At 66.9% G+C, this 16,108-nt stretch carries 11 protein-coding genes and 1 tRNA gene; 5 read left to right on the top strand and 7 right to left on the bottom strand.

The window, feature by feature from the left end; translation table 11 throughout:
* Nucleotides 1-93 precede the first annotated feature (93 nt).
* On the top strand, nucleotides 94-954 hold the full coding sequence (locus AC1DRO_RS04870) for a hypothetical protein (RefSeq protein WP_476950025.1): 861 nt from the start codon (nucleotides 94-96) through the stop codon (nucleotides 952-954).
* A 9-nt stretch (nucleotides 955-963) separates the two neighbouring features.
* Complete coding sequence (locus tag AC1DRO_RS04865; RefSeq protein WP_028275712.1) at nucleotides 964-2,052, top strand: 4-hydroxy-3-methylbut-2-enyl diphosphate reductase; 1,089 nt, start codon at nucleotides 964-966, stop codon at nucleotides 2,050-2,052.
* Nucleotides 2,053-2,146: 94 nt separating this feature from the next.
* Here AC1DRO_RS04865 and AC1DRO_RS04860 read toward each other — a convergent pair whose 3' ends face one another.
* Nucleotides 2,147-3,385: a DNA recombination protein RmuC gene (locus AC1DRO_RS04860; RefSeq protein ID WP_476950024.1), complete on the bottom strand. Its 1,239-nt coding sequence runs from the start codon at nucleotides 3,383-3,385 to the stop codon at nucleotides 2,147-2,149.
* Nucleotides 3,386-3,598: 213 nt separating this feature from the next.
* Between AC1DRO_RS04860 and ychF the strand changes: the two genes are divergently transcribed.
* Nucleotides 3,599-4,684, top strand: a complete 1,086-nt coding sequence (gene ychF, locus AC1DRO_RS04855; RefSeq protein WP_028275710.1) for a redox-regulated ATPase YchF — start codon at nucleotides 3,599-3,601, stop codon at nucleotides 4,682-4,684.
* A gap of 48 nt (nucleotides 4,685-4,732) precedes the next feature.
* Here ychF and selB read toward each other — a convergent pair whose 3' ends face one another.
* The 3 genes from selB to AC1DRO_RS04840 form a co-directional block, all read right to left on the bottom strand.
* Nucleotides 4,733-6,529 (bottom strand): selenocysteine-specific translation elongation factor, encoded by a 1,797-nt coding sequence (gene selB / locus AC1DRO_RS04850; RefSeq protein WP_028275709.1) that lies wholly within the window; start codon nucleotides 6,527-6,529, stop codon nucleotides 4,733-4,735.
* Nucleotides 6,530-6,532: 3 nt separating this feature from the next.
* Nucleotides 6,533-7,864, bottom strand: a complete 1,332-nt coding sequence (gene selA, locus AC1DRO_RS04845; RefSeq protein ID WP_476950023.1) for an L-seryl-tRNA(Sec) selenium transferase — start codon at nucleotides 7,862-7,864, stop codon at nucleotides 6,533-6,535.
* 35 nt (nucleotides 7,865-7,899) lie between these two features.
* A tRNA-Sec gene (locus AC1DRO_RS04840) sits at nucleotides 7,900-7,994 on the bottom strand.
* Nucleotides 7,995-8,038: 44 nt separating this feature from the next.
* On the opposite strand from AC1DRO_RS04840, the gene selD reads away from it, so the two are divergent.
* The gene (selD, locus tag AC1DRO_RS04835; RefSeq protein WP_028275707.1) at nucleotides 8,039-9,064 is read left to right on the top strand and encodes a selenide, water dikinase SelD; all 1,026 of its coding nucleotides are present in this window, start codon (nucleotides 8,039-8,041) and stop codon (nucleotides 9,062-9,064) included.
* Between the two features lie 17 nt (nucleotides 9,065-9,081).
* On the opposite strand, the gene nrfD is transcribed toward selD, so the two are convergent.
* From nrfD to fdh, 3 genes are read right to left on the bottom strand one after another with little or no spacing between them, the layout of a single operon-like run.
* Nucleotides 9,082-10,173 carry an NrfD/PsrC family molybdoenzyme membrane anchor subunit gene (gene nrfD / locus AC1DRO_RS04830; protein WP_243180963.1) on the bottom strand — a complete coding sequence of 364 codons (1,092 nt, stop codon included), beginning with the start codon at nucleotides 10,171-10,173 and terminating at the stop codon, nucleotides 9,082-9,084.
* On the bottom strand, nucleotides 10,170-11,180 hold the full coding sequence (locus AC1DRO_RS04825) for a 4Fe-4S dicluster domain-containing protein (RefSeq protein WP_028275706.1): 1,011 nt from the start codon (nucleotides 11,178-11,180) through the stop codon (nucleotides 10,170-10,172). Before AC1DRO_RS04825 ends, nrfD begins: the two co-directional genes overlap by 4 nt.
* Entirely contained in the window at nucleotides 11,181-14,468 is a 3,288-nt protein-coding gene (fdh, locus tag AC1DRO_RS04820) for a formate dehydrogenase (protein ID WP_476950022.1), read from the bottom strand. It abuts the gene before it with no gap.
* A gap of 261 nt (nucleotides 14,469-14,729) precedes the next feature.
* Between fdh and AC1DRO_RS04815 the strand changes: the two genes are divergently transcribed.
* Nucleotides 14,730-15,350, top strand: coding sequence for a hypothetical protein (locus tag AC1DRO_RS04815; RefSeq protein WP_476950021.1), 621 nt, complete (start codon nucleotides 14,730-14,732; stop codon nucleotides 15,348-15,350).
* The last annotated feature ends 758 nt before the right edge of the window (nucleotides 15,351-16,108 follow it).

Below are 16,108 nucleotides of genomic sequence, written 5' to 3'. Positions count from 1 at the left end.
TCTATCCATAGCTCACCACCGGGGTCCGACTTTATGGCCGCGCCCGGCCCCGCCCTAGGATGGGAGGGATGCCATCAACCTCCTAGGAATCCCTTGCGCACTTTTGTCTCTGCCGTCGCCGTCCTCATCGGGCTCCTGATGGCAGCCGTCGCCGTTCCAGCCATGTGGGTGGACCAGAACATCGTCCAGGAAGAGGGCTTCGTCGCCCTGACCGCGCCGCTGGGCAAGGACCCGGCGTTCCAGCAGCGGCTGGCCGCGGCCGCCGTCGACGGACTGGCCGCCAGCGCCGGCAATCCCGAAGCCTTCACGGAGCTGGCCCGGCCGGTCCTGGACAGCGCGGCGCGCTCGCTGACGGGACTGCCCGGCTACCCCGACGCCTGGGCTGAAACCCTGCGCAGGAGCCACCGCCTCACGTTCGCGGACCCCAGCACGCTGCCGCCGGAGGTTGACGGCACGTCCTCGCTCACCCTGGATGTCGCGCCGCTTGCCGGGCTGGTGGCCAAGCAGGTCACTGCGGCGACCACCCTTCCGCTGGAGGCGCCCGGCCAGGTGCTGATCCATATCGGGCAGTCCGACCAGCGCCAGATGATCGAACGCGTTACCGTCTACGCCCCGATGGGCTACGCCGTTGCCGTCGGCTCGGCCATCGCCTTCATTCTGGCGTTCGTTGCGGCCCGACGCCGGTGGACCGTGCTGGTCGGGATGGGCGTTGGAACGCTGGTGCTCGCGGGGGTGTGGAAGCTGGCCAGCGACGCCGCCGGCGCCGCGGTCGCCGGGACCTCGAGCGGTAACGATGTGGCGGAGCTGTTCAAGAACGAGTTCGTCGCGGCGTGCTCTGCCAGCTTCGGCCAGTGGATCGTCGCTGCTGCCGTCGCGGGAGCGGCACTGGTAGCCACGGGAGTGGCTGTCCGGGTCGCCGGCGGGCGCAAACGGGGCAGGATTGAACACCGGTAGCATGGGAGCATGACCACCACCGCTGTCTCCGTTCCGATGCCATCCGTTCCGCGCAGGCGGCGTTCACCGGAAGACGTCCTGGCCGCGGCCCCGGTCGCCGGTCCCAAAAAGGTCCTTCTGGCAGCCCCGCGCGGCTACTGTGCCGGCGTGGACCGTGCAGTCATCGCGGTGGAAAAGGCCCTGGAACACTACGGCCCGCCGGTCTACGTCCGCAAGCAGATCGTGCACAACGTCCATGTGGTCAGCTCACTGGAGGAAAAGGGCGCCATCTTCGTCGATGAAACCGACGAGGTCCCGGAAGGCGCCCTCGTCATCTTTTCCGCGCACGGAGTCTCGCCCGCCGTCGTCCAGTCCGCCGAGGACCGCGGCCTGCGCACCATTGACGCGACCTGCCCGCTGGTCACCAAGGTGCACCGCGAAGCCGTCCGGTTCGCCAAGGATGACTTCGACATCCTGTTGATCGGCCACGACGGCCATGAGGAAGTCGAAGGCACCGCCGGCGAGGCCCCCGAACACATCCAGATCATCAACGGCCCGCACGAGGTCGACAAGGTCACGGTCCGCGACCCGGAGAAGGTCATCTGGCTCTCGCAGACCACCCTCAGCGTGGACGAAACCATGGAGACCGTACGCCTGCTCAAGCAGCGGTTCCCCACCCTGCAGGACCCGCCCAGCGACGACATCTGCTACGCCACCACCAACCGCCAGGTGGCCATCAAGAAGATCTCGCCCCAGGCGGATCTGGTGATCGTGGTGGGTTCCGCCAACTCCTCAAACTCCGTCCGCCTCGTGGAGGTGGCACTGGAATACGGCGCCAAGGCCTCCTACCGGGTCGACTTCGCCAATGAGGTTGACGAGACGTGGTTCGAGGGCGTCGCCACGGTGGGCGTGACGTCGGGGGCCTCCGTCCCGGAAGTCCTCGTCAAGGACGTGCTGCGGCTCCTCGCCGACTACGGCTACGGATCGGTCGAGGAAGTCGTCACGGCCGAGGAAGACCTCCTGTTCTCCCTGCCGAAGGAGCTCCGGGCCACCCTGAAGCAGGCCGGCGACGTCACCCGCGCCCTCGGCGGCCGCGGCACCCGCCCCGAACAGTCCTAGGCCCCGAACAGTCCAAAGCACTGGACAGTCCTGGGCACCGAACAGTCCTTGGTACTGGACAGTCCTTGGGCGCTGAGACCCTGGCTCAGTACACCTAGGCCGCGGACTCTTCTGACTCGTCGCGGGACTGAAGTTCCGGGGCTGCGACTGCCCGCGGTGTGACTTCGACGGCGGGGGGAGTGGCCAGTCCGGCGGTTTCCAGGGCGTTGAGTTTCCTCGCGGTGGGCAGGACGCGGGCCTCAAGGGTCCCGACCATGGAGTTGTACCGCTCAACCGAGGTCTTCAGCGAGGACCCCAGCTTGGTGACGTTCTCGCCGAGCGTGCCCATCCGGTCGTAGAGCTGCCGGGCGAGCTCGAAGAGTTCCCGGGCGCTGTCCGTCAACACGTCCTGCCGCCACGTGAACGCCACCGACTTCAGCACCGCCAGCAGGGTCCCGGGGGAGGCCAGGACGACGTTCTTGGCCAGTGCGTAGTCCAGCAGGGCCGGGTCGGCCGTGAGGGCGGCGGCCAGGATCGATTCCGCCGGCAGGAAGCAGACCACCAGCTCCGGAGAGTTGCCTGGGATGTCCCAGTACTTCTTGCTGCCCAGCGCGTCCACATGGGCCTTTAGGGCCTTGGCATGGGCGGCGAGGTGCGCCTGCTGGCTGCCGGGCAGCTGCGAGGACTGCTGGCCTGCCTGGGCGGCGCCGAGGTCCTGGGCGGCAAGGTACGACGCCAGAGGGACCTTTGCGTCGACCACCAGCTGCTTGTCGCCGGGCAGCTGCACCACGAGGTCGGGCCGGAGGCTGCCGTCCGTGCCGGAGCTGTGGGCCTGCCCGCTGTGGAGCTGTTCGTGGAAGTCCACGTGCCGCAGCATGCCTGCCGCCTCGACCACCCGGCGCAGCTGGACCTCGCCCCACTGGCCGCGGGCGCTGTTGGAGCGCAGGGCGGACTCCAGCGCATGCGTGGACCGCAGCAGCTGCTCATCGGACAGGCGGGCCTCCTGCAGTTGCTGGGCCAGCTGGCCGTACTGCTCCAGCCGGTCGCGTTCGAGCAGGGATACCTGCTGCTGCACGGCGGTGAGCTTTTCCGCCACGGGCGCCAGCGCACGGAGCACACTGCCGTCATGGTTCCGGGACTCGCCGAGCTCGCGGTTCTGGGCCGCGAGCAGGCGCCTCTCGGCGTCGGCGGCGGCGAACTGGGCGCTGACGTCGGACAGCCGGGCTGACACGCCGTCGAAGTCCTGTTCCACGGCCAGGTAGCGCCGGCGCAGCAGGACATAGACGACGACGGCGCCCGTGACGGCGCCCGTAAGCAGCATGAGCAGGGCGAGAATCAGTGAAAAAGCTTCCATGCCTTCACTGTGGCATGCCCCTGTGACAGTTTTGGTTTCGACGCCCGGAACACCCGGAACATCCCGGGACACCGTGGGATGTACCCGCCGCAACACCCGACATCGCCCCGCGACCACCCCCACACCTACCCGCGCCGGCACCCTGCCGCCCCACAGGTGTAGCCACGGGCCCGCAGCAACGGCCGGCCGCTGGTGCGGGTAGAATATATGCTCGTGGCTCTTACTATTGGCATCGTCGGACTGCCCAACGTCGGCAAATCAACCCTTTTCAACGCACTGACCCGAAACCAGGTCCTCGCGGCGAACTATCCGTTCGCCACGATCGAGCCCAACATCGGCGTCGTGAACCTGCCGGATGCCCGGCTTGAAAAGCTGGCCGGCATCTTCGGCTCCGCCCGCCTGCTGCCCGCCGCCGTGTCCTTCGTGGACATCGCCGGCATCGTCAAGGGCGCCTCCGAGGGCGAGGGCCTCGGCAACCAGTTCCTCGCCAACATCCGCGAGGCCGAGGCCATCGCGCAAGTTGTCCGCGTGTTCGATGACCCGGACGTCATCCACGTCGACGGCAAGGTCGATCCCAGCTCCGACATGGAGACGATCAACACCGAGCTGATCCTGGCCGATCTGCAGACCATCGAAAAGGCCATCCCGCGGATCGAAAAAGAAGTCAAGATCAAGAAGCGGGAGGCGGCAGAGCTGGCGGCCATCCTGGCGGCGCAGGCAGTGCTGGAACGCGGCGACACCATCTTCTCTTCCATCAAGAGCGACAAGCTGGAGATGGAGCACCTCAAGGAACTCGGCCTGCTCACGGCCAAGCCTTTCATCTATGTCTTCAACTCCGACGAGGGAATCCTCGGCAGCCCGGAGAAGCAGGCGGAACTGCGTGCCCTCGTGGCCCCTGCCGACGCCATCTTCCTGGACGCCAAGCTCGAGTCCGACCTGGTGGAGCTCGACGAGGCAGAAGCCCGCGAGATGCTGGAAATGAACGGCCAGGATGAATCCGGGCTGGACCAGCTGGCCCGCGTCGGCTTCCACACCCTCGGACTGCAGACCTACCTGACGGCCGGCCCCAAGGAAACCCGCGCGTGGACCATCCGCCAGGGCGACACCGCCCCGCAGGCGGCCGGCGTGATCCACTCCGATTTCCAGCGCGGTTTCATCAAGGCCGAGGTCGTCTCCTTCGATGACCTGATCGAGGCCGGTTCCATGGCCGAGGCGAAGGCCCGTGGCAAGGTCCGGATCGAAGGCAAGGAATACATCATGGCCGACGGCGACGTCGTTGAATTCCGCTTCAACGTCTAGTTCCTGACCTCTCTGAGGCCTTAGAGGCGCGGGGCTAGAAAGTGCGGCTCAACGCGCCACGGTCCGGTGACCGGCATCAAGGCGCCGGGTCCAGCCGCGAGAGTCCAGATGTTCAAGCAACGGGACTGCGACTCGACGGGTCGTGCCCAGAGTCTGGCGCGCTTGGCTCGTGGTGAAGGGCTGCTCCAGACCGGCCAGTAGGCGCATCGCAAGGGCGGGGGCCGTCGGCAGTAGAACCACCCCATCGCGCAACCGCAGCAGACGCCCGGTGCGCTCCGCCGCCGCGAGCTCGCGGGCGCCCAAGCCCAGTGCGGCCAACTCCTGGGCTTCGGGGGCGTGAAACGGATGTGCGGTCAGCGTGCGCTCCACCTCGGCGATCGCTGGCTCTGCGGCGCCGAGAGAATCTCGGCTGCCAGGCAGCCGGACGTGGCCGCCCTCCGCTTCCAGCCGTGCGCCGCGGATGACGTGGGACAGCAGCCTCTCCTCGGGCAACTGCAGTAGGTCCCGCGCCGCGCCCAAGGACATTCCGGCGGCCAGCGGGTCACGTTCCTGCAATGCCTGGACCGCGGCGCGCAGCCGTTCCTGCCATGCCTCGAGGACAGGCGCATGCACCCACCAATCACCGATGACCTGGACCTCCGGGGGCGCGGCCGTCTCGGGACCGGGCAACAGCCCCAGCCGGTGAAGGTGTTCTGCCCGAACTGCTCCGCGGGCGGCGACTTCACCGAGCACGTCGCCGGCGGGGTCGAGGCCGGAAAGCCGCTCCGCCCAGCGGGCGCCGTCGCCCCGCCGCCGCAGGGAAGGCGGATCGGCGTCGAGGATACGCGCCCCACCCAGCACTGACCGGCTTCCGGGGTCGCGCAGCACCAGCCGGTCGCCGAGAACGAGGGGCAGTTGCCTGTCAAGGACGAGCCGGGCGTGATCCGCGCCGAATGGCCGTAAACGGGCAGGCACGGACGCGGTGCCAACGTGCACCATGAGCTGTTCGGGCACAGCCGTATAGGCCACCCCTGTCGTGCGCTGAATACCGACGACGCCGGTCGTGGGCCACGCATCCGGGGTCAGCAGCGCATCTCCCCGGCGGATGTCCGTGGCGGCAACGTCCCGTAGGTTCAACGCCACCCGGCTGACGGGCTGCACGGACGCAAAGGCGGTGTCCCTGCTTTGCAAACCGCGGACCACCACGGCCCGGGAACCGTCGTGGCTGAGCAGCTGGAGCCGGTCACCCCGTTCGAGTGTTCCTGCCGCCAGCGTTCCGGTCACTACCGTTCCCGAACCGGAAATCGTGAACGAGCGGTCAACCCACAACCGGACCCGCCCTGAGGTGGCGGGGGCGGGCACGCGGGCCAGGACACCGTCGAGTGCTGAACGCAGGTCGGCCAGACCGGTACCGTCAAGAGCGGATACGGCAACTGCGGGGGCTTCCCTCAGGCCCGTGCCGGCCAGCTCCGTGCGGCTCCGCGAGAGCACGTCCGCGATCCGACGGCTGGACGCCCGGTCCGCACGGCTTAGCACGACCACGCCGTGTTCTATTCCAAGCGCAGCGACGGCATCCCGGTGATCACTTGACTGCGCCTGCCAACCCTCGTCCGCGGCGACGACGAAGCAGACCACCGGGGCCGGTCCGATTCCGGCAAGCATGTTTCCCAGGAAGCGTTCGTGGCCCGGTACGTCGACGAACGCTACATTCTGTCCGGACGGGAACGTGGTCCAGGCGTAACCTAGGTCGATGGTCAGCCCGCGGCGCCGTTCTTCCTCCCAACGGTCCGGCTCCATGCCGGTGAGGGCGCGAACTAGGGTGCTTTTGCCGGAATCGACGTGCCCGGCGGTGGCTACGACGTACACTCCTCAGCCCACCCCGCCTGCGTCCGCGGCCTTGAAGGCTGCCAGCGCTTTCCGTATCGCGTCGAGAATCCTGTCGTCATCCGCCGGGGCGATGCAGCGCAGATCGATCAGGCACGAGCCATCGTTGACGCGTGGCAGCACAGCCGGATCACCGGTGCGCAAAAGTCCTGCGAGTCCCTCTGGGAGCCGTAGTGCCCATCCCGGCAGAGGCACTCCCGGGGCGCCGCCGCCACCTACCCGACCGTCATGGGACACCACGGGCACGTCGAGTTCCCGGGCGAGCCGGTCCGTGCGGCGCCGCAAGTGCCCGGCGTCGGCGTGCAGGGCCCGGACAACCGGCGGCGGGCCGCCCGCCAGCGTGGCTTCCAAGGCGGCAAGGGCGAGTTTGTCAGCCCGGACCGCACGGGCGAGCGGGTGGCGGGCCAACCGCGTGATGATTTCCTTGCGGCCCAGCAGCAAGCCAGCCTGTGGGCCGCCGAGTAGCTTGTCACCGCTGGCGATCACGACGTCGGCTCCGCTCACCAAGGCGGAGGCGGCGTCCGGCTCCTCCGGCAGGAAAGGGTCGGGCGACAAGAGCCCGCTGCCCAGGTCGGCCACCAGAGGTACCCCGTGGGCTACGGTCAGCGGGCTGATTTCGTGCAACGGGACAGTGGAGGTAAATCCATCGACCCGGAAGTTGCTGGGATGGACCTTGAGTACGCACCCGGTGTTCGACCCCAGAGCACCGGCGTAGTCTTGTAGGTGGGTGCGGTTGGTCGTACCTACCTCGCGTAGCTTCGCCCCCGTCGACTCCATTAAGTCGGTCAGCCTGAAGCCGGCACCGATCTCGACCAGTTCCCCGCGGCTCAGCACCACCTCCCGGCCGGCGGCCAAGGCAGTCGTGGCCAACACCAGCGCTGCGGCGCCGTTGTTCACCACCAGCGCATCCTCAGCCGCGGGACAGGCGGCGAGTAATGCAGCGCGCGCCCCGGCGCCGCGCCCGCTCCGGCTGCCGGTTGCCAAGTCGAGCTCCACGTCAACGTAGCCGCTGGCCGCGATAACAGCTTCCACCGCGTCTTCAGAAAGTGGAGCACGGCCGAGGTTGGTATGGACGATGACGCCGGTTGCGTTGAGCACCGGACGAAGGGTCGTCGCCGTGCGGTCGGCTACGGCGGCGATCAGTGTTCCTTCCACTTGTCCGGGCGGGAGCTCACCACGCCGTGCCTGATCCTGGATTTGACGAACGAGGTTGCGGATGACGCGCTCGTTCAGCCTGCTCCGGGCCTTGGAGACGGCCGGCAGAGCCAGCAGGTCATCGGTGCGCGGAATCAGGCGCCGGGGATCGACCGGGTCCACAGCCCTCCTCTGCTCGCGGCGCTCGGGCCGGAAGTTGGCGGTGGCGGACGGGAATCGAACCCGCCAGGCCGAGATGCTCGGCCGCACCGGTTTTGAAGACCGGGGGGCCCACCAGGACCCGGACGCCACCGGGGCTCAATATAGCAGGGTTGCCTGAAGGAGTACGCTAGGCGGGTGAACGAGGCCCAGACGCCAGTCCAGCAACTCGGTACCGGTGCTGCCGGAACTCTCCGGCTCACCGGCTATGCCCACGGTGGCGGCTGCGCGTGCAAGATTCCGCCCGGCGAACTCGAAGAAGCGGTACGCGGACTCACCGGCCAGCCCGGCGCCGATGTGCTGGTCGGGCTTGACAGCGGCGACGACGCAGCCGCCGTTCTGGTCCGTGGGGACCTGGCCGTATTGTCCACCGCTGACTTTTTCACCCCCGTGGTAGACGACGCCTTCGATTGGGGCCGGATCGCCGCCGCCAATGCGCTCTCCGACATTTACGCGATGGGCGGGCGCCCGATTATGGCGATTAACCTCGTCGGCTGGCCCCGTGGCGTACTGCCGCTGGAATTGATGACCGAGGTACTCCGCGGTGGCCTGAGCGTGGCCGCCGAGGCAGGGTGCCCGGTCATAGGCGGACACACTATCGACGATCCGGAACCGAAGTACGGCATGGCGGTCACCGGCGTCGTCCACCCCGACCGATTGCTGCGGAACGACGCCGCCCGGCCCGGGCTGCCCATCACGCTCACCAAACCGATCGGCGTCGGACTGCTCAACAACCGTCACAAGCAGACCGGCGAAGTGTTCACCGAAGCAGTAAAGACGATGACGCGCCTGAACCGCGACGCCGCCGAGGATGCGGTGGCGGCCGGTGTGCGGGCAGCCACGGACGTGACGGGCTTTGGCTTGCTCGGACACCTGTACAAGATGTGCCGGGCCTCCGGGGTCGGGGCAGTGGTGGACCGGAAAGCGGTGCCGCACGTCGACGGCGCCCGGGAAGCGTTGCGCGATGGGTTTGTCTCCGGCGGAACGCGGCGCAACCTGGACTGGGTGCGGCCCTATCTGCGTGCCGCCGCGGGCGTCACGGAGGACGATCTTCTCCTGCTCGCCGATGCACAGACCTCCGGCGGGCTACTCGTCGTCGGTGAATTGCCGGGCCATCCAGTCATCGGACACACCATCGCGGGCCAGGGCATCGAGATCCGCTGAAACCCGGCCATTCGTCTTCAGCCGCCGGTGGTGATCGCGTCGTCGGTGATTCCGGCCGCACGGCGGGCGGCGAGCCGCGTCTTCTGCGGTTCGATGGTGTACCGCGGATCTCTGGCCGAGGCGAGGCCCGCCTCAAATACACCAAAACGCGTCAGGGCGGACGCGGTCAGCAACGCGAGTCCGGAGGCCGCAGCCGCTCCGCGGTGTCGGCCGCCCAGCAGTGTTCCCAGCCCGCCGGCGACCGCCAAACGCTCGCTCCATTTCAGCATGGCGCCCGCCTTGCCCTGGTGTAGGGGTTCCGCCGCCACCGGGTCCATCCGTTGTTTCATGACTTTCATGGCAACCACCTCACCTAAGACGCCGAGCACGGCGAGCTTCCGGGCCGGCCCCGTTTCGCGCACCGGCGTGGTGACCATGGCGAGCCCGGCAGAAGCGAGGGCTGCCGAACTTACGAAGACGAACGGCAGTTCCTCGTGGGCAGCGTTCCACGTCGGTGTGGCGGTGTCTCCGAGCAGCACTGCCGTGTAAGCCGCCAGAGGTCCGGCAAAGACGGCGGCCTCGAAGCCGGCCGGTCCCTCGACAGCCCGCAGCACGCTCCGCAACGGGCCCAGCGGAAGCCGGGATCCGCTCATCCGGTCGATCTCCGCCACCGCCGAGACCCCCGCACCTGCGCTGAAGGCGCTGAGGATCCACGAGCCCACACTCATCGGCGAAGTGACCTTGAAGGTCCGCAGCATATGCAGAAAGCGCTCCGGCCTGCCGAGGTCCTTCACAAGCGCAACAGCCCCGGCACTTACCGCTGCCAAAGCGCTCAAACGCGCGTTACGGCGCAGCGTCGGCCGCCCGCTCAACTGGCCGCCGAGTCCGAGCAAAGCCGAGCCGGCGGCAACGCCGCCCAGGAACAGGTACGCGGCCACATCATTACCCCAGGGTGCCGGCTTTACAACCGGACGGCCGTAATACGAGCTGAATTCCGGCTCGGGAACCATGGGCATTTCCCGGGAGCCGTCGCCATTGGCCGGGCGGCGGCCCGGTCCTCGTTTGCCCTCCCGCCGGCGACGGCGGGCGGGTTCCGATGGCCGGAAGCTGTCGAACTCTGAGAGGGTCATGCACGCCCTCCCAGGAATGCCACTGCAACTGCCGCGGCCATGCCCGCTACTGCCATGCCGGCCCTTCGGTACATCTGCGGAAGGTCGGCCGTGGGTACCCGTGGGTCCGGCGGAAGTCCGTAGACCTCGGGTTCGTCGAGGAGCAGGAAGACTGATCCGGTTCCGCCGACGCCGTCGTTTTCGTTCGCACCGTAGAGCCTTGCCTCCGTCAGACCTTGCGCGTGCAGGCTGGAAACGCGTTCCCTGGCCGTCTCCACCATGTCGTCATGGTCGCCGAACTTGATAGACGTCGTAGGGCACGCTTTGGCGCACGCGGGGGTCTCATCCGCGACAAGCCGGTCGTAGCACAGCGTGCACTTCTGAGCGATGCCCGCATTGGGGACGGCGGGATGCTTGGCGTGCTGGTCGTTCCTGCTGGTGGCCACCTTGACCGAGCCATCGGCGCGGCGCTCGATGACGCCGAAAGGACATCCGGCGACGCAGGTTCCACAGCCGTTGCAGACGTCATCCTGTACCACCACGGTGCCGAATTCGGTGCGGAAAAGCGCTCCGGTGGGGCACACATCGAGGCACCCGGCGTGCGTGCAGTGCTTGCAAACGTCGGAGGACATCAACCACCTGAAGTCTGCCGTGTCCGGGGGCGTGGTGTCGGCCTCGGCCAGGTCCGTCGCAGCTGGCGATGCCGTGGCCGGCGGACCAATACGCGGCATGCCCAGGCTCACCAGGGCGCGGCCTGATTCCCGCGCCTCCACAATGCGGTCCTGACCTTGCTCGATGAACGCCACATGACGCCAAGTGCTGGCGCCCAGCGCCCCGGTGTTGTCGTAGGACGACCCGAGCAGCTCCAGATTGCCGTCCTGCGGGTTATGGTTCCACTCCTTGCAGGCAACCTCGCAGGCCTTGCACCCGATGCAGATCGAGGTGTCGGTGAAAAAGCCCTTCCGCGGATGGCTGTGCTCCCAGTGGGCATCGGCGGTGGGGTCGGTCGGTCCTGACAGCTGGCCCATCTAGTCCTCCAACATCGGATTGGTAATGGCGCGGTTGCCGGTCTCGGCGGTCAGTCCCGCCCGCGCCTGATAGGCGGCGACCATTGCCCGCAGTTCCTGCCCGCGCGGCCGGCGGCCCGGGCGGATATCGCAGGAGGCGACCTTGGACTCCTGGATCTGGACGTTGGGGTCCAGCGTCACGCCAAGCAGGTCATTGGCGGCGTCGCCACTGACGACGGCGTTACTGCCCACGCCCCAGTGGTAGGGCAGCCCGATCTGGTGCACGGTGTGACCGCCCACGGCCAGGGGTTTCAGCCGGTCAGTGATGAGCACCTTCGCCTCTATGGCCGAGCGGGGCGAAATAATGGTGGCCCACCCGTAGGGCTCAAGCCCCCGCTCGGCAGCCAGTTCAGGCGAAACCTCACAGAACATCTCCGGCTGCAATTCGGACAAGTAAGGAAGCCAGCGGCTCATCCCGCCGGCGGTGTGATGCTCAGTAAGCCGGTACGTGGTGAAGACGTACGGGTACACGTCGGCGCCGGGAGTACCGGCACTTGGCGCACTGAAGTTGCCCGCGTGCGGGAACACCAACCGCGCCGGACTCTGCTGCTGCGGGTAGAGCGCGTTGGCCACGGGGGATTCCTGAGCCTCGTAGTGGGTGGGAAGGGGCCCATCCACAAGGCCCTTCGGGGCGAACAGCCAGCCCTTGCCGTCGGCCTGCATGATGAAGGGGTCATCTCCGCTAAGGGCTGCAGGGCCGCCGAGGGCCGGGTCGGGCTGGCTTCCCGGAGCCCGGTCCACCGGGAAATCGGGAACGTCGTCGCCGACCCACTTTCCTTGCTCCTGGTCCCACCAGATGTATTTCTTCCGCTCGCTCCACGGCTTACCGGCGGGATCCGCGGACGCACGGTTGTAGAGGACCCGGCGGTTGGCCGGCCATGCCCAGCCCCATTCCGAAGCCACGGGCCCTTGTTCCTGACCAGGCTTACGGTTGGCAGCGTGGTTGGAGCCACCAGCGTAAACACCGGTGTAGATCCAACAGCCAGCGGCCGTGGAACCGTCGGCGCGAAGTTCGGTGTAGGCGGAGAGGGGCTTACCGGCGTCCGGTCCAGCCAGTTGGCGGCCGTTGATCTCCGCAAGCACAGCCTCGGCATCCGGATCGCCGTGCTCATCCGTGGGATAGTCCCAGGTCAGGTCGAGCAGCGGACGGTCCCGCTCGTCCTCGGAGCCAGCCAGCTTCGCCCGGATCCGTTGGCCTAGCTCGAAGAAGAACTGCAGTTCGCTCTGGCACTCCCCGGGCGGTGCCACCGCCTGGTGCCGCCACTGCAGCAGACGCTGGGTCTGCGTGAACGAGCCGGCTTTCTCCACATGGGTGGCTGCGGGCAGGAAGAAGACTTCGGTCTCGATGTCCTCGGTGCGCAGTTCGCCGGATTCGATCTCCGGGCCGTCCTTCCACCAGGTGGCCGACTCGATCATGTTCAGGTCACGCACCACCAGCCACTTCAGATGGGACATGCCAAGCCGTTGCAGCCGGCCGTTGGCCGAGCCCACTGCGGGGTTCTGTCCAAGGATGAAGTAGCCCTCCACCTCGTCCTTGAGCATGCTCATAGTGGTCTCATATGTGCCGTGCGCCCCCGTCAGCCGCGGAAGGTAATCATAGGCCCAGTCGTTGTCCGCGGTCGCGGCTTCACCCCACCAGGCCTTCAGCAGGCTGACGGTGTAGGCGTCGGCGTCGGCCCAAAAGCCCTTTTGCTGTTTTGACCCGACGGCTGCCAGATATTCACTGAGGCTGTCGTGGCGGCCGGCACTGGGCATCGGCAGGTAGCCGGGTAGCAGGTTGAACAATGTGGGGATGTCGGTGGACCCCTGGATGCTGGCATGGCCGCGAAGGGCCATGATCCCGCCGCCGGGGCGCCCCACGTTTCCCAGCAATAGCTGAAGGATCGCCGCGGCCCGGATGAACTGCGCTCCCAAGGAATGCTGAGTCCAACCCACCGCGTAGGCAAAGCAGGTAGTCCGGTCGCGTCCCGAGTTTTCCGTGATGCTGCGGGCAAGATACTCGAAATCCGCCACTTTGATGCCGCACATGTCCCGGACCATCTCCGGGGTGTACCGGGCATAATGCCGCTTGACGATCTGGAAGACCGTCCGGGGGTCTTGCAGTGTGTCGTCCCGCTGAACTTCGGCATGCTCCAGCGGCGGCCCGCCACTGCCGAAGGTGTCGGCGGCAGCACGGGCGGACGCTTCGGCGCCGTGTTCGCGGCTGGGCCCGGGCTCATGAATCGCGCCCTCACCTTGTTCCGCGTACGCCCAGGACGACGTGTCGTACGCCCTTTTTTCCGGATCGAAACCGGAGAACAGGCCGCCCAGGTCCTCGGCATCGCGGTAGTCCGCATGCACCAGCGTCGCCGCATTGGTGTACGCGCCGACGTACTCCTTGAACCAGAGGTCATTGGTGATGACGTAGTTAATCAGGGCCCCCAGAAGGACGACGTCAGAGCCGGCCCGGATCGGAATGTGCTTGTCCGCGACGGCGGAGGTACGCGTGAAGCGGGGATCGACGTGGATGACCTTAGCTCCGCGTGCCTTAGCCTCCGCAACCCACTGGTATCCCACCGGGTGGCATTCGGCCATGTTGGAGCCCTGAATGACAATGCAGTCGGCATTGGCCATGTCTTGCAGTGATTGTGTCGCACCACCGCGCCCAAACGAGGCTCCCAAACTGGGAACCGTGGAGGAGTGTCAAATGCGGGCTTGGTTCTCGATCTGTACCGCACCGGCAGCCGTGAAGAGTTTCTTGATCAGGTAGTTCTCTTCGTTATCGAGTGTTGCCCCGCCCAGCGAAGCAATCCCCATCGTGCGGCGAAGCAGCCTGCCTTCCCCGTCTTCTTGCTGCCACGTCCTGCGGCGGGTCTCGATGAAGCGGTCCGCCACCATGTCGACGGCGGTGGCCAGGTCCAGGTGCTGCCACTGGGTGGAGCGCGGCGCACGGTAAAGCACACCGGTTTGACGGCCTGGCGAGTTGACCAACTGTTCACTGGCAGAGCCCTTGGGGCACAAGCGGCCGCGGGATATTGGCGAATCCGGATCGCCCTCGATTTGAACGACCTTTTCGTCCTTGACGTAGACCAGCTGTCCGCAGCCCACGGCGCAATACGGGCACACGCTCTGCACCACGCGGTCAGCGGTGACCGTCCGTGGAGTAATGGCCCTGGTCTGCGGGGATGTCACCGCCGGACCGCGGCCCAAGAGGTCGCCCGTACTCAACTGCCGGACGACCGGCCACTGAAGAAAACTGCGTCGTGCCATGAAAGGAGCCTACCCAATCAGGGCCCCGGGGAACAGGGGCGGGTACTGACTGTGGAGGAACGAGTGTCATGGTTTCCGCAACAGACCCCCTGCCAGCTTCTTCCCGTTTGTTATGTCGATTATTGGGAATGCAGACAGAGAATGCCGCTCGGAGGACGCAACGAGTGCGACTGCGGATAACGCTGACCGCCACACCGCTTTAGAATTTCTGGTAGCTGTCACCCGGGACCAGGGACGGGAAACCACGATGAAAGGAAGCCCATGAACACTGACCCAAGCAAGGCCGGGGCCGTGAATGCTGAGCCACTCACCGTGGACCCTACCGGGCAGGACCCCACCGTTAAGGACCCTGCTGCGGATGTGAAGCTGCAGCTTCAACTTGCTATTTTCGAGGCCAGCAAGGACTCCGAAGGCAAAAGCCTCGCCGAGATCCTAGAAAGCCTGCGGTCCGCCTTCGCCGCGCGCGGCGTTGCGGAACCGCCGGCCACGTGGTTAGAATCCGTCGCCTCTTCAGCGTTCTATGGTGAGCCCTACCTCCTTGATTTCCCCACTGCGATCGCAGCAGACGCCGTCGTGCCCGCTCCGAATCAGGAAGTCCGGAACCGCCTCGCGGCCCGCCGCGAACTTCGGGCGGAAGAGCTTCCGCCCGGAATCTTCCCCTCCGGGAACGATTGGGACGTGCCCGTCATCGAAGCTCCCGCGGGTGCCCCCGAGCCTGTCAACCCGGCCACCATGTCCCGGCGGGCGACGAGAATCGCTGCGGGCCTGGCGTTCGTAGGAGTTGTGGCCGCGGCCACCGTCGTGATCGTCCAGTCTGCCCGTGCATCCAACCGACACAGGACGACCCTACGGGCCCGCACCCCTGGAGGGAGAGTCAGCTAAGGCAGCAAGCTCAGCTGCCCGCTGGCTCCCCGCCGCTTGGAGAAGAGGTTATTCTGCGACGGAACGTGGTGGAGTTCCGCTTTAACGTCTGAGTCAGCTCCGGTACCTCCCGGGAATCCTCGGCCGAAGTGTTGGGGAACTTAACGTTCTTCCGAGACGGTGATTGTTCCCGAGGCGGTGGCGGCTCGGAGTGCGCTAGCCTGAACGGCGTGGACCGCATAGACATGGATGACGCTGCAACGCTCGTGACCCTGCTGCATGATGGGAGGCGCTCCTCGTCGCTCCGTGCGCTGCTGCCGGGGTGGGACATGCTGCAGGCCGACGTCCCTTCCCGGGAACGGGTAGAGACGGCAATAGCGGTCCTGGTCGGTTCCAGCCTTGCTGAGGTCGACTCATCGTGGGGGATGCGGCTCACGGAGCAGGGCGTGCAGCTCAGGCGGTCCGTGAAAGGTGCTCGGGGGATGCGGGAGATCCCGGGGGCAATCAGCGATCTGCTGGTAGGACGCCAGTTGAGCCGTGCAACGCTGAGTCTTCCTCACGAGGTCTTTGATGCGGCGCGCGAGGACTATCTGGACGCGGCCCAACGCAGGGCTGAGCGCCGATCGCGACATCGCTGGTGGTGGCCCGACCCATCCAGGCCCCGTCCAAGGAAGCCGTCGGGCTAGGATCGCCGCGCCGCTGAGCATGCCGACGTTGTCGCGGACGAGCTGCGCCAGCTGGGTCACCCGAACACATCCGAGTCCTTCACCCGTCTGGCC

Source organism: Arthrobacter sp. P4_F11 (assembly GCF_056401395.1).
This window is presented reverse-complemented; position numbering and strand designations above follow the sequence as displayed.

What these genes read in the sequence shown, in the direction of transcription:
- AC1DRO_RS04865 (WP_028275712.1), top strand. Translation starts at nt 964, where the DNA reads ATGACCACCACCGCTGTCTCCGTTCCGATGCCATCCGTTCCGCGCAGG.
- nrfD (WP_243180963.1), bottom strand. Translation starts at nt 10,173, where the DNA reads ATGACCCTCTCAGAGTTCGACAGCTTCCGGCCATCGGAACCCGCCCGC.
- AC1DRO_RS04815 (WP_476950021.1), top strand. Translation starts at nt 14,730, where the DNA reads ATGAACACTGACCCAAGCAAGGCCGGGGCCGTGAATGCTGAGCCACTC.
- AC1DRO_RS04825 (WP_028275706.1), bottom strand. Translation starts at nt 11,180, where the DNA reads ATGGGCCAGCTGTCAGGACCGACCGACCCCACCGCCGATGCCCACTGG.
- AC1DRO_RS04860 (WP_476950024.1), bottom strand. Translation starts at nt 3,385, where the DNA reads ATGGAAGCTTTTTCACTGATTCTCGCCCTGCTCATGCTGCTTACGGGC.